This window comes from Streptomyces sp. NPDC006458 (genome assembly GCF_040612135.1).
In the GTDB taxonomy this organism is placed as follows: Bacteria; Actinomycetota; Actinomycetes; order Streptomycetales; family Streptomycetaceae; genus Streptomyces.
In genome coordinates this window covers 32,005-50,910 of record NZ_JBEXPR010000036.1, presented here as the reverse complement: position 1 = coordinate 50,910, position 18,906 = coordinate 32,005, and the positions used below count along the sequence as shown (strand labels likewise).

General features: G+C 70.2%; 14 protein-coding genes and 1 pseudogene. 3 read left to right on the top strand and 12 right to left on the bottom strand.

Annotated elements, in window-relative coordinates; all coding sequences use genetic code 11:
• The first annotated feature begins 385 nt into the window (after positions 1-385).
• Positions 386-1,399 carry a sigma-70 family RNA polymerase sigma factor gene (locus tag ABZZ79_RS34440; RefSeq protein ID WP_356695654.1) on the top strand — a complete coding sequence of 338 codons (1,014 nt, stop codon included), beginning with the start codon at positions 386-388 and terminating at the stop codon, positions 1,397-1,399.
• Here the strand turns inward: ABZZ79_RS34440 and ABZZ79_RS34435 are convergent.
• Entirely contained in the window at positions 1,283-1,669 is a 387-nt protein-coding gene (locus ABZZ79_RS34435; RefSeq protein WP_356695696.1) for an STAS domain-containing protein, read from the bottom strand. The genes ABZZ79_RS34440 and ABZZ79_RS34435 overlap by 117 nt on opposite strands.
• Before the next feature lie 224 nt (positions 1,670-1,893).
• Between ABZZ79_RS34435 and ABZZ79_RS34430 the strand changes: the two are divergent.
• A pseudogene (locus ABZZ79_RS34430) lies at positions 1,894-2,814 on the top strand (AEC family transporter).
• Between the two features lie 62 nt (positions 2,815-2,876).
• Here ABZZ79_RS34430 and ABZZ79_RS34425 read toward each other — a convergent pair.
• The 11 genes from ABZZ79_RS34425 to ABZZ79_RS34375 all read right to left on the bottom strand — a co-directional run bounded on the left by ABZZ79_RS34425 (position 2,877) and on the right by ABZZ79_RS34375 (position 17,303).
• On the bottom strand, positions 2,877-4,154 hold the full coding sequence (locus ABZZ79_RS34425; RefSeq protein ID WP_356695652.1) for a thymidine phosphorylase: 1,278 nt from the start codon (positions 4,152-4,154) through the stop codon (positions 2,877-2,879).
• A gap of 78 nt (positions 4,155-4,232) precedes the next feature.
• On the bottom strand, positions 4,233-4,625 hold the full coding sequence (locus tag ABZZ79_RS34420) for a cytidine deaminase (protein WP_356695650.1): 393 nt from the start codon (positions 4,623-4,625) through the stop codon (positions 4,233-4,235).
• Entirely contained in the window at positions 4,622-5,887 is a 1,266-nt protein-coding gene (locus tag ABZZ79_RS34415) for an ABC transporter permease (protein ID WP_356695648.1), read from the bottom strand. The genes ABZZ79_RS34420 and ABZZ79_RS34415 overlap by 4 nt, the downstream gene beginning before the upstream one ends.
• Positions 5,884-7,008 carry an ABC transporter permease gene (locus tag ABZZ79_RS34410; protein WP_356695646.1) on the bottom strand — a complete coding sequence of 375 codons (1,125 nt, stop codon included), beginning with the start codon at positions 7,006-7,008 and terminating at the stop codon, positions 5,884-5,886. The genes ABZZ79_RS34415 and ABZZ79_RS34410 overlap by 4 nt, the downstream gene beginning before the upstream one ends.
• Positions 7,008-8,615, bottom strand: a complete 1,608-nt coding sequence (locus ABZZ79_RS34405) for an ABC transporter ATP-binding protein (protein WP_356695644.1) — start codon at positions 8,613-8,615, stop codon at positions 7,008-7,010. Before ABZZ79_RS34405 ends, ABZZ79_RS34410 begins: the two co-directional genes overlap by 1 nt.
• A gap of 210 nt (positions 8,616-8,825) precedes the next feature.
• Positions 8,826-9,875, bottom strand: a complete 1,050-nt coding sequence (locus tag ABZZ79_RS34400; protein ID WP_356695642.1) for a BMP family ABC transporter substrate-binding protein — start codon at positions 9,873-9,875, stop codon at positions 8,826-8,828.
• Between the two features lie 296 nt (positions 9,876-10,171).
• Complete coding sequence (locus ABZZ79_RS34395; protein WP_356695640.1) at positions 10,172-11,221, bottom strand: BMP family ABC transporter substrate-binding protein; 1,050 nt, start codon at positions 11,219-11,221, stop codon at positions 10,172-10,174.
• 950 nt (positions 11,222-12,171) lie between these two features.
• Complete coding sequence (locus ABZZ79_RS34390) at positions 12,172-13,404, bottom strand: M20 family metallopeptidase (protein ID WP_356695638.1); 1,233 nt, start codon at positions 13,402-13,404, stop codon at positions 12,172-12,174.
• Positions 13,405-13,728: 324 nt separating this feature from the next.
• Positions 13,729-14,736, bottom strand: coding sequence for a hypothetical protein (locus tag ABZZ79_RS34385; RefSeq protein WP_356695636.1), 1,008 nt, complete (start codon positions 14,734-14,736; stop codon positions 13,729-13,731).
• A gap of 252 nt (positions 14,737-14,988) precedes the next feature.
• A complete protein-coding gene (locus tag ABZZ79_RS34380) occupies positions 14,989-16,317 on the bottom strand; it encodes an alpha-2,8-polysialyltransferase family protein (protein WP_356695634.1) in 1,329 nt (442 codons plus the stop codon).
• On the bottom strand, positions 16,317-17,303 hold the full coding sequence (locus tag ABZZ79_RS34375; protein WP_356695632.1) for a glycosyltransferase family 2 protein: 987 nt from the start codon (positions 17,301-17,303) through the stop codon (positions 16,317-16,319). The genes ABZZ79_RS34380 and ABZZ79_RS34375 overlap by 1 nt, the downstream gene beginning before the upstream one ends.
• 198 nt (positions 17,304-17,501) lie before the next feature.
• On the opposite strand from ABZZ79_RS34375, the gene ABZZ79_RS34370 reads away from it, so the two are divergent.
• Complete coding sequence (locus ABZZ79_RS34370; protein ID WP_356695630.1) at positions 17,502-18,809, top strand: DUF6716 putative glycosyltransferase; 1,308 nt, start codon at positions 17,502-17,504, stop codon at positions 18,807-18,809.
• Positions 18,810-18,906: the final 97 nt, after the last annotated feature.

Genomic DNA, 18,906 nt, shown 5'->3' with positions numbered 1-18,906 from the left:
GGGCCGCCGTCAGCCCTTCGCGCAGTTCCCCGCGCCCCTGAGACGGACCGCGTACAGGGGCCATCCCCATCACCACCGGGTGCGACCCGCAGCGCGAGACGGGCCGGGTACAGGAGCCATCCCCATCACCACCGGGTGCGACCCGCAGCGGGCCGATCGCGCAGTTCCCCGCGCCCCTAAAAGCAACAGCAACCCCGTCCCCCCAGGGGCGCGGGGAACTGCGCGACCAGCCACCCACACCCCGCAGTCGGCAACGCACAGAAGGTCACCCTGACCAGCACCTTTGTTGAGATGGCGGGCCATTGTCAGTGGGCTGGGGTAGCTTCCGAAGTGCTGGACGTAATGAGGCGTACGACACAGGACCGGCCACAGGGGTGGGTGAACGATGGGCGACACGGCGACGACGACAGACCTCGACGTCGAACTGGAACGGCATCGCGTCGAGCTGACGGGATACTGCTACCGCATGCTCGGCTCCTCCTTCGAGGCCGAGGACGCGGTCCAGGACACACTGGTGCGGGCCTGGCGCAGCTACGACAAGTTCGAGGGCCGCTCCAGCCTCAGATCCTGGCTGTACCGGATCGCGACCAACGTCTGTCTGGACATGCTGACCGCGGGCAACAAGCGGGCCAGACCGATGGACCTGTCCGAGTCGACACCCCTGGCACAGGCGGCCCTGTCCCCCCGCCCCGACCACACCTGGCTGGAGCCGATGCCCGACGCGCGGGTGCTGCCCACGACCGCCGACCCGGCGGAGGCGGCCGTCGCCAAGGAGTCGGTGCGGCTGGCGTTCATGGCCGCCCTCCAGCAACTGCCCCCCAAGCAGCGCGCCGTGCTGATCCTGCGGGAGGTGCTGGCGTGGCGGGCGAGCGAGGTCGCCGAGCTGCTCGGCACCTCGGTCGCCTCCGTCAACAGCGCCCTCCAGCGGGCCCGGGCCACGCTGTCCGAGCGGTCCGAGTCGGGGGCCGACGCGGCCGTGTCGGACCCGCTGGACGAGGAGCAGAAGAAGCTCCTGGAGCGCTATGTCGCGGCCTTCGAGGGCTACGACATGGCGGCGCTGACGGCGCTGCTCCACGAGGACGCCGTCATGACGATGCCGCCGTTCGACCTGTGGCTGGTGGGCACGGGCGACATCACCGGCTTCATGACGACGCTCGGCGCGGGATGCGCAGGTTCGCGGCTGCGCGCCGTGCAGGTCAACGGGCTGCCCGGCTTCGCGCACTACAAGCCGGACGAGGAGAAGGGCGGCTTCACCCCCTGGGCGATCCAGGTGCTGGAGATCTCAGAGGGCCGGATCACCGGCTTCCACTTCTTCCTCGACGTCGAACGGTGGTTCCCGCTGTTCGGGCTGCCCCCGCACATCGAAGCGGAGTCCGACGAGATCGAGCAGGGCGCATAGCGCCGGGTCGGGGTCACGCAGACGTATCCGGCCGCCGGTCCGGCGCGCGGTGAGCTGCATCCGCGCCAGCAGGTCGACGGCCGCGAGCCCCGGCGGCCCGATCCCGGCCACATCGCACTCCACCACCCCGGCGCGGGTCGACTCCAGCGCCGAGCGCACGGCATCACACCACCCCGTCACCTCATTGCGGGTGACGGGGCCGGCGATCACGAGTACGGCGGGTCTCATGGCGTCCACGTGCGGTAGACCGCGCGGACACCGGGAACTCATCGCGGCGGCGGCCCGGTCGGTGTCACACGCGGGCACGGATCACCCCACCCGGGCGCGCGGCCGGGGCCGAAGGTTGCGTCGCCGAGGTCACACAGAGCGTTGTCGGCATCACATTGACCGGGGCCCGAGCCCTGCCCAAGGGTTGCCTGCGTGCCTCGACCATCAGTACCGCCCGCGATGTCCGCCCGCCCCGAAGCCGACCGCCGGCCCGCCGGAGAGGCACCGTGCAGGGGGTACTGAGCGGCTTCGCCGTGATCGTCGTGGTGATCGGCGTCGGGTATGTGATCGGCCTGCGGGGCTATCTGGGCGAGGAGGGCCGTGACGTCCTCACCAAGCTCGCCTTCCACGTGGCCACCCCGGCCCTGCTGTTCACCGTGCTGGCCCAGGCCGATCTGTCGGTGATCTTCTCCACCCGGCTGCTGGTGACGGCCCTGAGCACGGCGGCCGTGGCGGGGCTGTTCGTGGCGGTGGGTGTCGTACGCCGCTGGGGGGTGGCCCGTACGACGATCGGCGCGCTGTGCGCGGGGTACGTCAACTCGGGAAACCTGGGCATCCCGATCGCGGTGTACGTCCTGGGCGACGCCTCACTGGTGGCGCCGGTGCTGCTGTTCCAGCTGGTCGGCGTGACCCCGGTCGCGGTGACGGTGCTGGACCTGGCGAGCGGCGGGGCGAAGCGTCCGCTGGCGCAGCGCGTGCTGACGCCCCTGCGCAACCCCATAGCCGTGGGATCGCTGTCCGGGGTGGCGGTCTCGGCGGCGGGCCTGCGGGTGCCGGCCCCGGTCCTGGACCCCCTCACCCTCATCGGCAACATGTCCGTCCCCGCCGCCCTGCTGGCCTTCGGCATCGCCCTGCGCGGCAGCTCCCTGCCGCTGCGCGGCACCGAACGGGCTCCCGTGCTGCTGGCCGTCGGCCTCAAGACGATCGCGCAGCCGCTGACCGCCTGACTCCTGGCGGCGGGCGTCTTCGGCCTGCGCGGGGCGTCCCTGCTCGACGTGGTCGTGACGTCGGCGCTGCCCGCCGCCCAGAACCTCTTCACGTACGCGAGCACGTACCGGGTCGGCGAGGTGCTGGCCCGGGAGGCGATCCTGCTGTCGACGGTGGTGTCGGTGCCGGTTCTGGTGGTCGTGGCGGCGCTGCTCGGCTGATACGCGGAACGGGACCGGCGCGAGGGCACCGGTCCCGTTCGGGCGGGAGACGAGGCTCCGGGTCAGGCGATGCGCTCCAGCACCACCGGCGAGGCGGTGAAGGGCGTGCCCGGTGCGGCGACGTCGTAGGTGCCCTCGACCGCCTGGAGCGCGTACTCGAAGCGCTCGGGCGTGTCCGTGTGCAGGGTCAGCAGCGGCTGGCCCTCGGTCACGGTGTCGCCGGGCTTGGCGTGCATCTCGACGCCCGCGCCCGCCTGCACCGGGTCCTCCTTGCGGGCGCGGCCCGCGCCGAGGCGCCAGGCGGCGACGCCGATGCCGTAGGCGTCGAGGCGGGTGAGGACGCCGGAGGCCGGGGCCTTGACCACGTGCTGCTCACGGGCGACGGGCAGGGTGGCGTCCGGGTCGCCGCCCTGCGCGGTGATCATGCGGCGCCAGACGTCCATCGCGGAGCCGTCGGCCAGGGCCTTCGCCGGGTCGGCGTCCTTCACCCCGGCCGCGTCCAGCATCTCGCGGGCCAGGGCGATCGTCAGCTCGACCACGTCGGCCGGGCCGCCGCCGGCGAGGACCTCGACGGACTCGCGGACCTCCAGGGCGTTGCCCGCGGTGAGGCCGAGCGGGGTCGCCATGTCGGTCAGCAGGGCCACGGTCCGTACACCGTGGTCGGTGCCGAGGCCGACCATGGTGGAGGCCAGCTCGCGGGCGTCCTCGATGGTCTTCATGAAGGCGCCGGTGCCGACCTTGACGTCCAGGACCAGGGAGCCGGTGCCCTCGGCGATCTTCTTGGACATGATCGAGGACGCGATCAGCGGGATCGCCTCGACCGTGCCGGTGACATCGCGCAGGGCGTACAGCTTCTTGTCCGCCGGGGCCAGGCCGTCGCCCGCCGCGCAGATCACCGCGCCGGTGGTGTCCAGGACGTTCAGCATCTCCTCGTTGGAGAGCAGCGCGCGCCAGCCGGGGATCGACTCCAGCTTGTCCAGGGTGCCGCCGGTGTGGCCGAGGCCGCGGCCGGACAGCTGCGGGACGGCCGCGCCGCAGGCGGCGACCAGCGGGGCGAGCGGGAGGGTGATCTTGTCGCCGACGCCGCCCGTGGAGTGCTTGTCGGCCGTCGGGCGGGACAGGGAGGAGAAGTCCATGCGCTCGCCGGAGGCGATCATCGCCGCGGTCCAGCGGGCGATCTCGCGCCGGTTCATGCCGTTGAGCAGGATCGCCATGGCGAGCGACGACATCTGCTCGTCGGCGACCTCGCCGCGGGTGTACGCGTCGATGACCCAGTCGATCTGCTCGTCGCTGAGCTCGCCGCGGTCCCGCTTGGTGCGGATGACGGAGATGGCGTCCATGGCCATGGCTTTCCTTCCGACGTTCTGAAGAAGGTCGCGGCCCCTCTGAGCGGGTGTTCTCAGAGGGGCCGCGGGGTGTCACTTGCTGAGATGGTCCGGCCCGAAGGCCTGCGGAAGCATCTGCGACAGCGGCAGGATCCCCGCCGGTGTCTCCAGCAGCAGGTCCGGCCCGCCGAACTCGTAGAGCAGCTGCCGGCAGCGGCCGCACGGGACGAGGATGTCGCCCTGGCCGTCCACACAGGTGAAGTGCGTCAGCCGGCCGCCCCCGGTGCGCTGGAGCTCCGAGACCAGCCCGCACTCGGCGCACAGGCCGAGCCCGTAGGAGGCGTTCTCGACGTTGCAGCCGGAGACCGTGCGGCCGTCGTCCACGAGTGCGGCGACTCCGACCGGGAAGCCCGAGTAGGGCGCGTAGGCGTGGGACATGGCCTCCCGTGCCACGCCCCGCAGGGCATCCCAGTCGAAGGAGGTCACGTGCTCTGTCCCTTCCGGTACGGAAGTCCGTCGGCCTTCGGCATGCGCAGACGTTGGGCGGACAGGGCCAGCACGACCAGGGTGATGACGTACGGCGTGGCGGAGACGACCTGGTTGGGGACCTCGTTGGTACCGGCGTACCAGGCGAGGACCAGGGCACCGATCACCACGGTGATCACGGCCGAGATCCACTTCTTGCGTACGGCCATCCAGACCGCGCCGATGATCAGCAGCAGCGCGCCGAGCAGCAGCAGGGCGTGGACGTTCTCCGAGCCGCCGCGCAGGTTGAGGCTGTCGGTGTAGCCGAACAGGCCGGCGCCGAGGGCGAGTCCGCCCGGCATCCAGTTGCCGAAGATCATCGCGGCGAGACCGATGTAGCCGCGTCCCGAGACCTGGCCCTCCAGGTAGAAGGGGTTGGCCACGATCGACAGGAAGGCGCCGCCGAGACCGGCCAGGCCGCCGGAGATGATCACGGCGATGTACTTGTACTTGTAGACGTTCACACCGAGGGACTCGGCCGCGACCGGGTTCTCGCCGCAGGAGCGCAGGCGCAGACCGAACGCGGTGCGCCACAGCACCCACCAGGTGCCGGGGATCAGCGCGATGGCGATCAGGGTCAGCCAGGAGACGTTGGTGACCAGGCCGCCGAGCAGACCGGCGACGTCCGAGATGAAGAACCAGCCCTCGTTGTTGAGGTCGCGCAGCCAGTCGGACAGTCCTGGCACGGTGAAGTGGCCGAGGGAGTCGACCGGCGGGGACTGCTTGGCCGAGCCGCCCTGGTTGCCCTCGAAGGCCAGCGGGGACAGGTAGCGGGTGGCGCCGAGGGCGAGGATGTTGATCGCCACACCGGAGACGATGTGGTTGACGTTGAACGTCACGGTGACGAAGGCGTGCAGCAGACCACCGAGGGCGCCGCCGAGGATGCCGATCACGACACCGGTCCACGGGCCCCACTGGAAGCCCGCCCAGGCACCGAACCAGGTGCCGAGGATCATCATGCCTTCGAGGCCGATGTTGACGACGCCCGCGCGCTCGGCCCAAAGACCGCCGAGACCGGCGAGGCCGATCGGCACGGCGAGCTGGAGGGCGGTGGACATCTGGCTGACGTTGGTGATGCCGTTCGCGTCCGTGATGATGCGGACGATCGAGGTCAGCGCCAGGCCGCCGGCGATGACCAGCATCAGGACCGCCAGCGACATGCGGCGGCCGCCCGGCGCCGCGGGCTGCAGCGAGGGCTGGTTGACGTCGGTCGCGGTGGTCATCGGCCAGCCACCTCCTTGTTCTCGTTGTTGGTGGCGCCGAGGACGTGGCCGGCGGCGAGTTCGGCGCCGACGCGGCGCTGCTGGCGGCGCAGGCCCCACTCGCGGACGACCTCGTAGGAGACGACCACCGCGAGGACGATGATGCCCTGCATGATGACCGCGATCTCCTTGTCGTAGCCGTGGAAGTCCAGCTCAGGGGAGGCCTTGTCGAGCCAGGCCCACAGCAGGGACGCGAAGGCGATGCCGACCGGGCTGTTGCGGCCGAGCAGGGCGATGCCGATGCCGAGGAAGCCGATGCCGGTGGGGAAGTTGCGGTCGAAGGTGTGGGCGTCGCCCATGAGGATCGGCAGACCCGCGAGACCGGCGATGGCGCCCGAGATCAGCATGGCCATGAGCACCATGCGCTTGGGGTTGACACCACTGGCCGCGGCCGCGGACTCCGAGGCGCCGGAGGCGCGCAGGTCGAAGCCGAAGCGGGTGCGGTTCAGGACGACCCAGTAGCCGATGCCGAGCAGCGCGGCGAGGATCACCAGGCCGTAGATCTCGCCGGCGTCGCCCATGTCGAAGCCGGGCACCCAGCCGGACTCGTGCATCTCGCCGGTGGTGGTGTTGTTGCCGACGGTGACGCCGAGGACGTCGGGCAGCCACAGATAGGCGATGACGGAGACGGCGATCGCGTTGAGCATGATCGTCGCGACGACCTCGCTGACGCCGCGGGTGACCTTCAGGACACCGGCGATCGAGGCCCACAGCGAGCCGGTGGCGGCGGCGACCAGGAGCAGCAGCGGGATCTGGATGACCGCCGGCAGGTTCATGTGCGCGCCGACGATCGCGGCCATCATGGCGGCGAGCTGGTACTGGCCGTCGACGCCGATGTTGAACAGGTTCATCCGGAAGCCGACGGCGACCGCCAGGGCGGCGATGTAGTACATCGACGCCTGGTTGATGATCAGGACCTGCTTGTCGGAGTAGCCGAGCTGCTCGAACATCAGCGAGAACGGCTCGACGGGGTTCTTGCCGGAGGCGATCAGCACGATCGCGCTGAGCGCGAAGGCCACGGCGAGCGCGATGACCGGTCCGGCCACCGCGAGGAGCACGCGCTCCTTGTCGAACTTCTTCATCAGCGGGCCTCGTCTTCGGGGGCGTCCGGCGTCTCTTCGTGCTCGAGGTGTCCGGCTGCGGCACCGGTCATGGCCGAGCCCAGTTCCTCGGGGGTGATCGTGGCGGGGTCGGCGTCCGCGACCAGCTTGCCGTTGTAGATCACCCGGAGCGTGTCGGACAGGCCGATCAGCTCGTCGAGGTCGGCCGAGATCAGCAGCACGGCGAGGCCCTCGCGGCGGGCCTCACGGATGTGGTCCCAGATCGCGGCCTGGGCGCCGACGTCCACACCGCGGGTGGGGTGGGAGGCGATCAGGAAGCGCGGCTTGTGGGTCATCTCGCGGCCGACGATCAGCTTCTGCTGGTTGCCGCCGGAGAGGGAGGCCGCGGTGACGTCGATGCCGGGGGTGCGCACGTCGTACTCGGTGACGATGCGCCGGGTGTCCTCCTGGGCCGCCTTCAGGTCCAGCCAGACGCCCTTGCTGTTGGGCTTCTCGGTGACGTGGCCGAGGATGCGGTTCTCCCAGAGGGGGGCCTCCAGGAGCAGGCCGTGGCGGTGGCGGTCCTCGGGGATGTAGCCGATGCCGTCCTCGCGGCGCTTGCGGGTGGGGACACCGGTGATGTCCTTGCCCAGGAAGCGGATGGTGCCGGAGTGGGCGTTCTTCAGGCCGATCAGGGCGTCGACGAGTTCGGTCTGGCCGTTGCCCTCGACCCCGGCGATGCCCAGCACCTCACCGGCGTGGATCTTGAACGAGATGTCGTCGAGGAGGCGCTTGACGTTGCCGTGCTTGGCCTCGTCCATCAGCAGGGCGGCCGAGGACTTGCCGAGCGTCACCGAGCCCGAGGAGTAGACCGTGAGGTCCTCGACCTCGATGACCACGTCGTCGGTGACCGTGGACTCCGCCGTCTGCGGCGTCGGCAGTTCGCTGCCGACCATCATCTCGGCGAGCTGACGGGGGGTCGTCTGCGAGGGCACGGCCGTACCGACGGTCGTACCGCGTCGGATGACGGTGATGTCGTCGGCGACGGACAGCACCTCGCCCAGCTTGTGGGAGATGAAGATGACCGACAGACCCTCGGACTTCAGCTCGCGCAGGTTGTCGAAGAGCGCGTCGACCTCCTGCGGGACCAGCACGGCGGTCGGCTCGTCGAGGATCAGCGTGGTCGCGCCGCGGTAGAGGACCTTGAGGATCTCCACGCGCTGGCGGGCGGCGACGCCGAGCTCCTCCATCAGACGGTCGGGCTCCACGCCGAGGCCGTAGCGGTCGGAGATCTCCTTGATCTTTCGCCGGGCCTTGGCGCCGATGCCGTAGAGCTTCTCACTGCCGAGGGCGATGTTCTCCAGGACGGTGAGGTTGTCCGCGAGCATGAAGTGCTGGTGCACCATGCCGATGCCGCGCGCGATGGCGTCGGCCGGGGACGAGAAGCTCACCTGCTCGCCGTCGACCGCGATGGTGCCCTCGTCCGGCTTCTGCATGCCGTAGAGGATCTTCATCAGGGTCGACTTGCCGGCGCCGTTCTCGCCGACGAGGGCATGGACGGTGCCCTTGCGAACGGTGAGGTGGATGTCGTGGTTGGCCACGACACCGGGGAATCGCTTCGTGATCCCGGCGAGTTCGACGGCGGTCACCGAATCGTTGACCGCCGCTCCGGCCGGAGGGCTGCTGGACGCGTTGATGACGCACTCTCCTGGGGACGGGGGCCGTCTACGCGCGTAGCGCCCCTACGGCATTTCAGGGGGCCACGCATAGCCGACAACCGGGTACGAAGAGCAAAGTCTTTCCGCACCCGGTCGAGCGAACGCCACCCCTCGGTCACACCCTGCTCAAGGTGTGCCCGCTCAGCTGCTCTTGACCTTGATCTCGCCGTTGATGATCTTCTCCTTGGCGGTCTCGACTGCCTTCTGGATCTCGGCATTGTCCGCGAACTCCGGGTTGGAGTTCGACAGGCTCACCTCGCCGCTCTTCAGATCGCCCCGAACGATACCCGTCACGGGCTTGCCGTCCTCGACAGACTTCGCCAGGTTGTATACAGCCTTGGCGACGTCCTTCATGGCGGAGGTCAGGATCGAGTCCTTGTACTTCGCCAGCGCTTCCTGGGTGTACTGGTCGGAGTCGACACCGACCGCCCAGACCTTGTTGGCGGCGGCGGCCTCGATCACGCCCTGGCCGGACAGACCGGCCGCCGCGTAGACGACGTCGGCCTTCTTCTCGATCTGTGCCTCGGCGGCCGACTTGCCCTTGTCGGGGCTGGAGAAGCCGCCCTCCTCGGCCGTCTGGGTCAGGTACTGGGTGAGCACCTTGACCTGCGCCTTGGTGTCCTTGACGCCCTGCTCGAAGCCCGCCTGGAACTTGTGGATCAGCGGGATGTCCACGCCGCCCACGAAGCCCACCGTGTCGGACTTGGTGGCCTTGGCCGCGGCGACACCGGCCAGATAGGACGCCTGCTCCTCGGAGAAGACCAGGTCGGCGACGTTCTTCGCCTCGATCGTGGAGTCGTCCACGATCCCGAAGGTGGTCTTCGGGAACTTCTCGGCGGCGCCCTTGACCGCGGAGGCGTAGGCGTAGCCGACGCCGATGACCGGGTTGTAGCCCTGCTTCGCCAGGGACTCCAGGCGCTGCTGCTTGTCGGCGTCCGTCTCGCCCTCGGTGGGCTCGATGTCGGCCGTGTCGTAGCCGAACTCCTTCTTCGCCTGCTCCAGGCCCGAGAACGCGGCGTCGTTGAAGGACTGATCGCCCTTGCCGCCGACGTCGTACGCGATGGCCAGGCCCAGGTCGCCCTTCGACTCGGCGGACGAGCTCGACGTCGAGGTGCCGCCGCAGGCGGAGAGGGCGAGGGCCAGAGAGGCGGTCGCTGCGCCTGCGACCGTGATCCGGGAAATCCGGCGCATTGTGTGGTGCTCCTGTCGTACAAGCGCGCCGGAGGACGGTTCAGCTTCGGCGCTGGCTTCGCCGCAGATTAACGCGCGTAGACCTACCTGAAAACCCCTTCTGTCCACCTTGTTATCCGGCCGTGGCCCAGCTGACTCCGCGGCCCGCCGGGGGCTTGCCTTCCGCGAAGGGAACGTGGCGGTGAGTGACGTACCGGAGCCGGGGCCGAGCACGCCGGAGCGGGCGGGTGCGCTGTCGCACCCGCCCGCTCCGGCGCGGCAAGAAGAATGAAGTACCGCTGAAGTACCGCTGGGTACTACTCGCTCTTGACCTTGATCTCGCCGCTGGTGATGCCCTCCTTGGCCTTGGCCACGGCGTCGGCCAGACCCGCGATCTTGGCGAACTCGGGGTTGCTCTCGGCCAGACCCACGCCGTTCACCTTCAGGTCGAAGGTCTGCACGCCGGTCAGCGGCTTGCCGTCCTGGACCGAACTGGCCAGCGTGTACACCGCACCGCCGACGTCCTTCAGGGCCGAGGTGAGGATCTTGCCCTTGTACGCCGAGAGGGCTTCCTGCCTGTACTGGTCGGAGTCGACACCGATCGCCCAGACGCCGGCCTTGGAAGCGGCCTCGATCACGCCCTGACCGGACAGACCGGCGGCCGCGTAGATGACGTCGGCGCCCTTCTCGATCTGGCCCTCGGCGGCGGCCTTGCCCTTGTCCGGGCTGGAGAAGCCACCCTCCTCGGCCGTCTGGGTCAGGTACTGGGAGATGACCTTGACCTTGCCGCCGCTGGTGTCCTGGACACCCTGCTGGTAGCCGGCCTCGAACTTGTGGATCAGCGGGACGTCCACGCCGCCCACGAAGCCCACCGTGTTGCTCTTGGTGGCCTTGGCCGCGGCGACACCCGCGAGGTAGGAGGCCTCCTGCTCGGCGAACACCAGGGAGGCGACGTTCTTGCCCTCGACCACGGAGTCGACGATGCCGAAGGTGGTGTCGGGGTAGTCCTTGGACACGGCCTCCATGGCCGGGCCGTAGGCGAAGCCGACGCCGATGACCGGGTTGTAGCCCTGCTTGGCGAGGGAGGCCAGACGCTGCTCCTTGTCGGCGTCCGTCTCACCTTCGGTGGGCTCGATGTCGGCCGTCTTGTAGCCGAACTCCTTCTGGGCCTTCTGCAGACCGGCGTACGCGGCGTCGTTGAAGGACTGGTCGCCCTTGCCGCCGATGTCGTAGGCGATCGCGAGACCGAGGTCCTCCTTGTCGCCGCTGTCGCCACCGTCGCTGCTGGTGCCGCCGCAGGCCGTGGCAGCGAGCGCGATCGACGCGACCCCCACCGCGACGCGAGTCAGTTTGGATATCCGACGCATCTGAAGTTCCCCATTCTCCAAAGCCCCGCAGTGGGTGCTAGGTTCGGCGCAGATTAACGCGCGTAGACACTCCTGGGAACGGGGTTCCGCGCGGCCGTTATCCATTCGTGCCGATGGCCGGTTACGCCCTCGTTACCCACTGGTTCGAAAAGGACAGAGGACCACAGGCCGCCCGCACTCACGGTCAGACTCCCTCCCCTCAGACCAGCCCGCAACCGGAACGGCCGGACGCCGCCGACCCGGGCGTACTCCGATCAGGTGTCATGGCGGCCGTTGCGCGACTCGGCGTCCTGCCGGCCTGCGGCGGGGCGGGCCCAGCGAAGGCATGCTCACCGGCCGGGCGGCGTCGCGGCTGAGGCGGGGGGCGGTACGCAACTCGGCGCCGACGAGGTACCGCCACGCCCACCCGTGCCGCCCCTAGCGGCACGCATGCCCGCGGCGGCGGCGGCTCGCGCCGGTCCGCGGCTGGGACGGAGGGCGTCGGAAAGCCGCGTACGGCGGGGAGGGGACGTGTCGGGGGGTGTCCGCCCGCAGCGGACGCCGTCAACGTCCCTCAGCCCCCGTAGGAGACCAGATCGGCGGACCGAGGACGGATACCCCCCGGCGCGGCCCCGCACCACCCAGGACGGCCGCGGTCTGACACGCGGGGAAGCCGCGTACGGCGAGAAGGGACGGGGCGGGCACGCCGGAAAGCCGCGTACGGCGAGGAGGGGGAGCAGGACGGAGGGCGTCGGAAAGCCGCGTACGGCGAGGAGGGGACGGGACGGGAGGCGCCGGAAAGGCGTGTACGGCGGGGAGGGGACGTGTCGGGGGGTGTCCGCCCGCAGCGGACGGCGGTGACCACCCTCAGCCCCCGTAGGAGACCAGATCGGCGGACCGAGGACGGATACCCCCCGGCGCGGCCCCGCACCACCCACCGAACAAAAGGCGCTACAGCAGCCCCACCGGGGCTACACGCCCCCGTCGACCAGCGCCGCAGCCGTGAACAGCTCCACCCCGACCGTGATCGCCGACTCGTCGACGTCGAAGTCGCCCTGGTGGAGGTCGCGCACGGTCCGCTCGCCGGGCGGGCGGACGCCGAGGCGGGCCATGGCGCCGGGGACGTGCTCCAGGTACCAGGAGAAGTCCTCACCGCCCAGGCTCTGCTCGGTGCCCTCCACGGAGTCCGCCCCACGCCGGGCGACCATCGCCTCCCGCAGCAGCTCGGTGGCCCCGGCGTCGTTCACGACCGGCGGCACCCCCCGCACATACGTGATCTCCGACTTGGCCCGATGCAGATTCGCGACCTCGTCGATCGCCGCGACCACGAGATCGGGCGCCTGCCGCCACGCCTCGATGTCCAGGCACCGCACGGTCCCGGACAGCTCGGCATGCTGCGGAATGACGTTCGAGGCATGCCCCGACTCGATCCGCCCCCAGGTGACGGCCACCCCGGCCCGCGTGTCGACCCGCCGGGCGATGAGCGCGGGCACGTCGGTGACGACGCGCGCGGCCGCGGTCACCAGGTCGGTCGTCAGATGCGGCCGCGCGGTGTGCCCGCCGGGCCCGTCGAGGGCGATCTCCAGCCGGTCGCAGGCGGAGGTGATCGCACCCACCCGCAGCCCGATCCGCCCCGCGTCCACCCTGGGGTCGCAGTGCACGGCGAGAATCCGCTCGACCCCGTCCAGCACCCCGCACCCGATGGCGTCGGCGGCCCCGCCGGGCAGCACCTCCTCGGCGGGCTGGAACAGCAGCCGCACCGGCCGGGGCAGCAGCCCCCGCCGGTGCAGATCGGCCAGCACCAGCCCGGCCCCGAGCACGACGGTGGTGTGCACGTCATGGCCACAGGCATGCGCCCGGTCGGGCACGGTCGAGCGGTACGGGCACTCGGTCTTGGCGTCAGGGATGGGCAGACCGTCGATGTCGGCCCGCAGGGCGAGCATGCGGGGGCCGCCGCTCCACACCCCGTCCGGCACACCGATGTCACAGACGAGCCCGGTCCCCATGTCGAGCACCCGCGGCTTCAGGCCCGCCCGCTCCAGCCGCGCCTTGATCGCCGCGGTGGTACGGAACTCCTGGTTGCCCAGCTCGGGGTGCATGTGCAGGTCGCGGCGGAACGCCACGAGTTCGGCACGCAGCTCTTCGGGGAGCGTGCCGGGAAGCACGGCTTCCCCGGGAGGAACGGCCTCGGACTCTAGGGACATGGGTTGCTTCACCCTCTGAAGGGTAGGACGCCGGGACGGTCAACTGACCCGCGATCAACAAAAGTTCAGCCCGTTAGGGGAAGAAAATCTGACCGGCCCAGGCATAGCTGCGGACACCGATGGGTAAACTCGCCCGTCTTCCAGCTTTGTCGATCATGAATCCGCGGCGAGCGATCCCACTCCTTACACGATTACCACGGTTCACTCGAGCACGACGGGAGTGTTCACCTGTCGGGACCCACTGTGTCAGGTCACACACCGCGACGACCACACCGAAGATGTCACCCTCGGTGACAGACCGCCACGTCGGCGGCGTGCGGCAGGTCAGCGACGGACGGCCTTGCGCACGAGCCTCTTGATGCGCCGCAGCGGAGAGCGCCGCGCGGCCTGCCCGCGCTCGCTCTCGTACGCCTTGCGCAACTGCTCGAAGTGATCGGCGCGGGTGCGCGAGAGGTACTCGTCGTCCAGGAGCGGCTTGGTGATCGCCCAGGCCTGCCTGTGCCGGCCGTCGTAGTGGGCGACGTACGCCTTGGCGAGCTCCAGTACGGACCTGAAGGGGATGCCGTCGGTGTGGTCGCGGTCGACGCGCTCCTGGACGGCGGAGATGAGCCGGAGCTTCTCCTCGTAGGAGAAGCCGTCCTCGCTGATCCGGGTGAGGACGTCCGCGGGGATGGGCTTGGTGACCTCGAAGGCGAGGGTGGAACGGATCGGCGGGCCCGCGATCTCGATGTACGGCAGCAGGGCACCGGTGCTGTGGTGCAGCCACGGCAGGCGCGGGCCGGCGAAGTCCTGGTGCAGCACGACCGAGCCGGGCCTCAGCCGGGTCAGGAAGCGCTCGCTGACGCACTTGAAGACCCGGGCGGTCTTGGCGATATCGATGTGCAGGAACTCCACCGGAGCCGTGTCGTCCGGGTCGGAGGTCTGCCACAGGTCGCCGGCGTGTATCTCCAGGAAGGGCAGGAAGGGCTCCAGCCGGCCCTTGAACTCCGCCAGGAAGGAGTTGTCGCCCTCCGGGGCCTTGCCGGAGTCGAAGAACTTCTCGGTGGCGAAGGTGCCCTTGCCGACGCGGAAGAAATCGTAGGCGTGCAGCCGGCCGGTCCTCGGGTCGAACACCGGGGACTCGCTCAGACCCTTGGCCAGCGCGTACGTCGACCCGCCGCCGCCCGAACCCAGCTCCACGATCCGGCCCTCACCGGTGAGGTGATGGCGGCCCAGCAGATACAGGAACTTCAGCTCCCAGGTGCTGCACTGCGTGTACGGCAGGTCGTCCGGCAGCCGGACGTCGTCGAGGAGCGCGTAGAGCCGGGCGAGGTTCGACATGAGGTGCCTCACGGAGTCGGTTTGGGGCGGCGTGGGCGTGATCCTAGGGTCACGCCCACGCCCCTCAACCGCGGAATCAACGGTCAGACCGGATTCTTGGCCACCGTTTCCGTGGTGGTCGTTCGGTATTAACCGAAGCTTGGCGCAGGGTGCCGGTTCAGGGGCGCGAGGAACCGCGCGACCAGCCACGACGGCGCGACGGAGGGCTTTCGGCCGTTCGGCCGAAGGGGCGACGGCGGGCACCCGGCACCTCCGGCGGAACGCTCAACGACGCACCGCTTTGCGCAGCGCCTTCGCGCGGCGCACCATCCGGCGGGCCGTGGAGTTGCGCGGGAGGAAGGCCAGCCGCTCCGGGATGCCGCCCGGCAGACCCAGGGCGGTGAGCCGGCGGCGCTTGAAGTAGCGCTGGGTGCGCGGACCGAGATGGGCGGAGAGGAACCGTTCCGCTGCCGGTCGCAGGGCCGGCAGGATCTGCGGCTGCATGGTGAAGCCGATCGCCTGCAGCAGACCGGTCAGTTGCTCCTTGGGCAGCGTGTCCCCGCCCTCGGTCTCCAGGTCCGCGAGCAGCGCGTCCGCCAGGGTCACCGGGACCCGGTTGCTGTTCTGGTAGGGCGTGAGCCGGTCCAGCAGCGCCTCGGTGCCGACGCGGGCGACCGGGAGGCCGTAGAACGCGGAGGCGGTGAACAGCGCGGTGGAGAAGCAGCCGACGACCAGCGCGGGCTGCGCCTTCTCGAAGAGCACCTCGGCGAGCACGGGCGTGTCGACGACCGTCAGCTCGACCCCGAGCTTCTCCGCCTCGGCCTCCAGGGCGCGGCTGTAGCTGGCGGGCGCGGTCGGGTGCGGCTTGAACACGATGGCCTTGTGCCCGCGCCGGACCGCGCCGCGCATCATCCGCACATGCAGGTCCTCTTCCTCCTTGGTGGAGAGGATGTTCAGCGCGGACAGGTACTGGCCGAGGAGCAGCGCCGAGTCGTCCGGCAGGGCGGGCAGCTCGCCGGAGGCGCCGGCCAGGCAGCTCATCACCTTCAGGAAGGCGGGCGTGGGCAGCACCTGCGCGGGCACGCCGAACTCGGTCAGCAGCAGCGGGGTCAGGCCGGGCACCAGGTCCAGGTGCAGTACGCGCCGTACGCGGGTGCCGACCAGCGGCTCGATCTTGTTGCGGGTGGGGCCGTAGCTCATCAGGCCGTCGGCGTAGACGTCGACGGGCGCCCCGGTGAAGATCTGGGCGAGTGCCAGCGCGGGGTTGACCTGGATGGACTCCAGGACCAGTTCGACGCGGTCGTCGCCGAGGCCCCACAGCAGCCGCAGATACCGCTCGAACAGCGGCAGGTCGTCGGCGCGCGGCGCCCAGGCGCCCGGGTGGTAGGGGTGGATCGCCTCGTTGAAGGAGACCACGTCGTCGAAGTGGTCGCGCAGATGCTCGAAGCCCGGCATCTCGTCCACGGCGGGCGTGGTCTCCGGGGTGGCGGCGTTGTTGCACACCAGCAGCACCCGGCGGTCCGCCTCGGTGAAGCAGTCCGAGTCGATCGCGGCGGCCAGGGTCGCGGCGCCGTACAGCGTGGAGGCGCAGAAGATCTGGGTGGTACGGGACATCAGGCAGCCGCCTTCGCACTGGAGGCCCGGCGCCGCAGCCGCCGCAGCTTGGTGGAGCGTTTGAGATCCATGGTGTCGAGCACGTCGCCTAGCGCGCCCTGCGGCATGCGCTGTATGGCGGCCGCGCTGCGCGCGCGCAGCTCCTTGGCGACGGCCGGCTCGAACTTCTCGATCTCCGCCAGATGGTGGGCGATGATCGCGCAGTAGGTGCGCACGGCCTTGGGCAGCAGCTTGTCGGCGTCCCGGTCGGCGGCGGTCTCCTCGACGACCTGGTCGAAGGCGCGGATGAAGTCGAGCTGGCGGACGTCGCCGATCTGCGTGAGGGAGGTGGCGACCCCGCGCCGGTAGAACACGCCGTACAGGTTCAGCACGGCGAAGGACTCGGCCTCGCGGTGCAGCTTCCAGATCCACGGCCGGTCCTCGGCGGTCCGCAGCCCGTCCGTGAAGTGCACCAGGCCCCGGTCGACGAGCCGGCGGTGGTAGCAGCCGGCCCAGGCGTAGGCGTAGTCCACGGAGGTGGAGCGGTCGGCGGGCAGGATGGCCGCGCGCGGGTCCAGCACCTCGCCGCGCAGGCCGACCGGCACCCGGTGCACGGTCCGGGCGCGGGCGGTGGCCTGGACGTGGTCGACGCGGACGAAGTCGCAGCCCAGCTTCTCGTGGGCGGTGACCAGCTCGGACAGATAGCCGCGGGCCAGCCAGTCGTCGCCGTCCAGGAATGTCACGTACTCGCCGGTCGCCACGTCCAGGCCGGTGTTGCGGGCGGTGGCGAGACCGCCGTTCACCTCGTGACGGACGTACCGCACCTGGGCGACCTCGGCGAGTTCCTCGGCCGCGCGTTCGAGAATGGCCGGCGTCTCATCCTTGGAATGATCGTCGACCAATACGAATTCGAAGTCGCTTCGAGCGTTCATCCGAAGACTTCTGAGCGTGTCCGGCGCGTATTGCTGGACGTTGTAGAACGGCACAATCACGGAAAGCTTTGGCACTCGCGAAAGCCTAGAAGGTGGGCCCGCCGAGTGACCAGCCGACGGGCATACAAGGAGTGAACTGAATGTGTCGGAACGGTGCACCCAAGGTGCATACGGCCTTCCCGGGAGCCAGTTCGGCTCCCGGTGGGCTGCTGTTAACCCTTCGTTGAGTCGTGGTTGGCCCACAACTTGGAATCGCTTCCTAGCGTCATCGACGTGCCACCTAGTTCAACGAAGCCCACGCGGATCGCCGTGCTCGCGGATTCGGACACCCGATGGAAATGGGGTGCGCTGACCGCGCGCCGCATCGCACCGGGAGAACCCGTCCTCGACGGCTTCCTGCTGCGCGGCCGGGCCACGCCCACCGCCCGGCAGCTGGCCGAGGTGGGAGTGCCGGCCGACTCCCTCACCGAGGTCACCGTCGTCGAGTTCCTGCGCGCCATGGCCCAGGGGTCGTACGACATCCTCGTGCTCTCCCTCGTCGGCGGCGGCGTCCAGGCCATGCTGCACGGCCTCAAGCGCGTGTGGGAGGACGTCCCCGAGCGGCCCGTCGTCGTCACCGGCTATGTCGGCGTCGTCTACGAGAAGCTCGCCGACGGCCTGCTCCTGCGGCACGGCGCGGACCTCGTCCTCGCCAACTCCCGCCAGGACGCCGAACGCTTCCGCGCGGTGTACGAAGGGGTCGGCGCCGACGCCGACTCGGTCACCGAGGTGGCCCTGCCGTTCCTCGGCGGTGCCCCCTACGAGGGTGAACACGACCCCTACACCGTGGTGTTCGCCGCCCAGCCCTCCGTCCCGGACTCCCGCAAGGACCGGACGTATCTGCTGGAACGGCTGGTGCGGCACGCGCGGCTGCATCCCGAGCGCGAGGTGCTGCTCAAGCTGCGCTCCAAGCCCGGCGAACACACCACCCACATCGAGGAGTTGCCGTACCAGAGGCTGGCGCAGAAGCTCGATCTGCCGCCCAACTTCAGCCTGGTGTACGGCAACATGGGCGAGGTTCTCGACCGCACCGACCTGCTGGTCACGATCAGTTCGACGGCCGCGCTGGAGTCGCTGCACCGCCGTATCCCCACCGTCGTGCTCACCGACCTCGGGGTCCGTGAGGTCCTCGGCAACCACCACTTCGTCGGCTCCGGGTGCCTCGCCTCCTGGGACCAGCTCGACAGCGGGCACCGGCCGGCTCCCGACGAGGAGTGGGTCTCCCGGCAGGGGGTCGTGGCCGACGGCTCGTACGACACGGCCTTCGACGCCGCGAAGGAGCGCATCGCCAAGCTGCTCGCGCAGCCGGGCGGGCGCGCGCCGCTGACGCCGTACTACACGCCCGCCACCGCGCCCGGGTATCTGCCCGGCATCCTCGCCCGGCACCATCTCGGGCCCGACGGGACGCCGTCGCCGGGTGCTCCCGCGCATGACAAGGAGCCGGGGCCTGTCCGGCAGATCGTGCGCCGGGCCGCGCGTGGTGCCTACCGGCACGGGGTGCAGCGCGTGGCGCCCGTCATCCGGCGGATGGGGGAGCTGTGACGGGGCGCTCCACCGGGAACCCCACGCCGGGCCGTGCGTCGTCCGCGGCGCCGTCGGGGCCGATCGCGCCGTTCCCAGCGCCCCTTCAGGGCGGTTT

Bases quoted from the DNA above. Each gene is read 5' to 3' on its own strand.
- ABZZ79_RS34395 (WP_356695640.1), bottom strand. From the start codon at position 11,221: ATGCGTCGGATATCCAAACTGACTCGCGTCGCGGTGGGGGTCGCGTCG.
- ABZZ79_RS34415 (WP_356695648.1), bottom strand. From the start codon at position 5,887: ATGACCACCGCGACCGACGTCAACCAGCCCTCGCTGCAGCCCGCGGCG.
- ABZZ79_RS34425 (WP_356695652.1), bottom strand. From the start codon at position 4,154: ATGGACGCCATCTCCGTCATCCGCACCAAGCGGGACCGCGGCGAGCTC.
- ABZZ79_RS34400 (WP_356695642.1), bottom strand. From the start codon at position 9,875: ATGCGCCGGATTTCCCGGATCACGGTCGCAGGCGCAGCGACCGCCTCT.
- ABZZ79_RS34380 (WP_356695634.1), bottom strand. From the start codon at position 16,317: ATGTCCCGTACCACCCAGATCTTCTGCGCCTCCACGCTGTACGGCGCC.
- ABZZ79_RS34410 (WP_356695646.1), bottom strand. From the start codon at position 7,008: ATGAAGAAGTTCGACAAGGAGCGCGTGCTCCTCGCGGTGGCCGGACCG.
- ABZZ79_RS34435 (WP_356695696.1), bottom strand. From the start codon at position 1,669: ATGAGTTCCCGGTGTCCGCGCGGTCTACCGCACGTGGACGCCATGAGA.
- ABZZ79_RS34390 (WP_356695638.1), bottom strand. From the start codon at position 13,404: ATGTCCCTAGAGTCCGAGGCCGTTCCTCCCGGGGAAGCCGTGCTTCCC.
- ABZZ79_RS34440 (WP_356695654.1), top strand. From the start codon at position 386: ATGGGCGACACGGCGACGACGACAGACCTCGACGTCGAACTGGAACGG.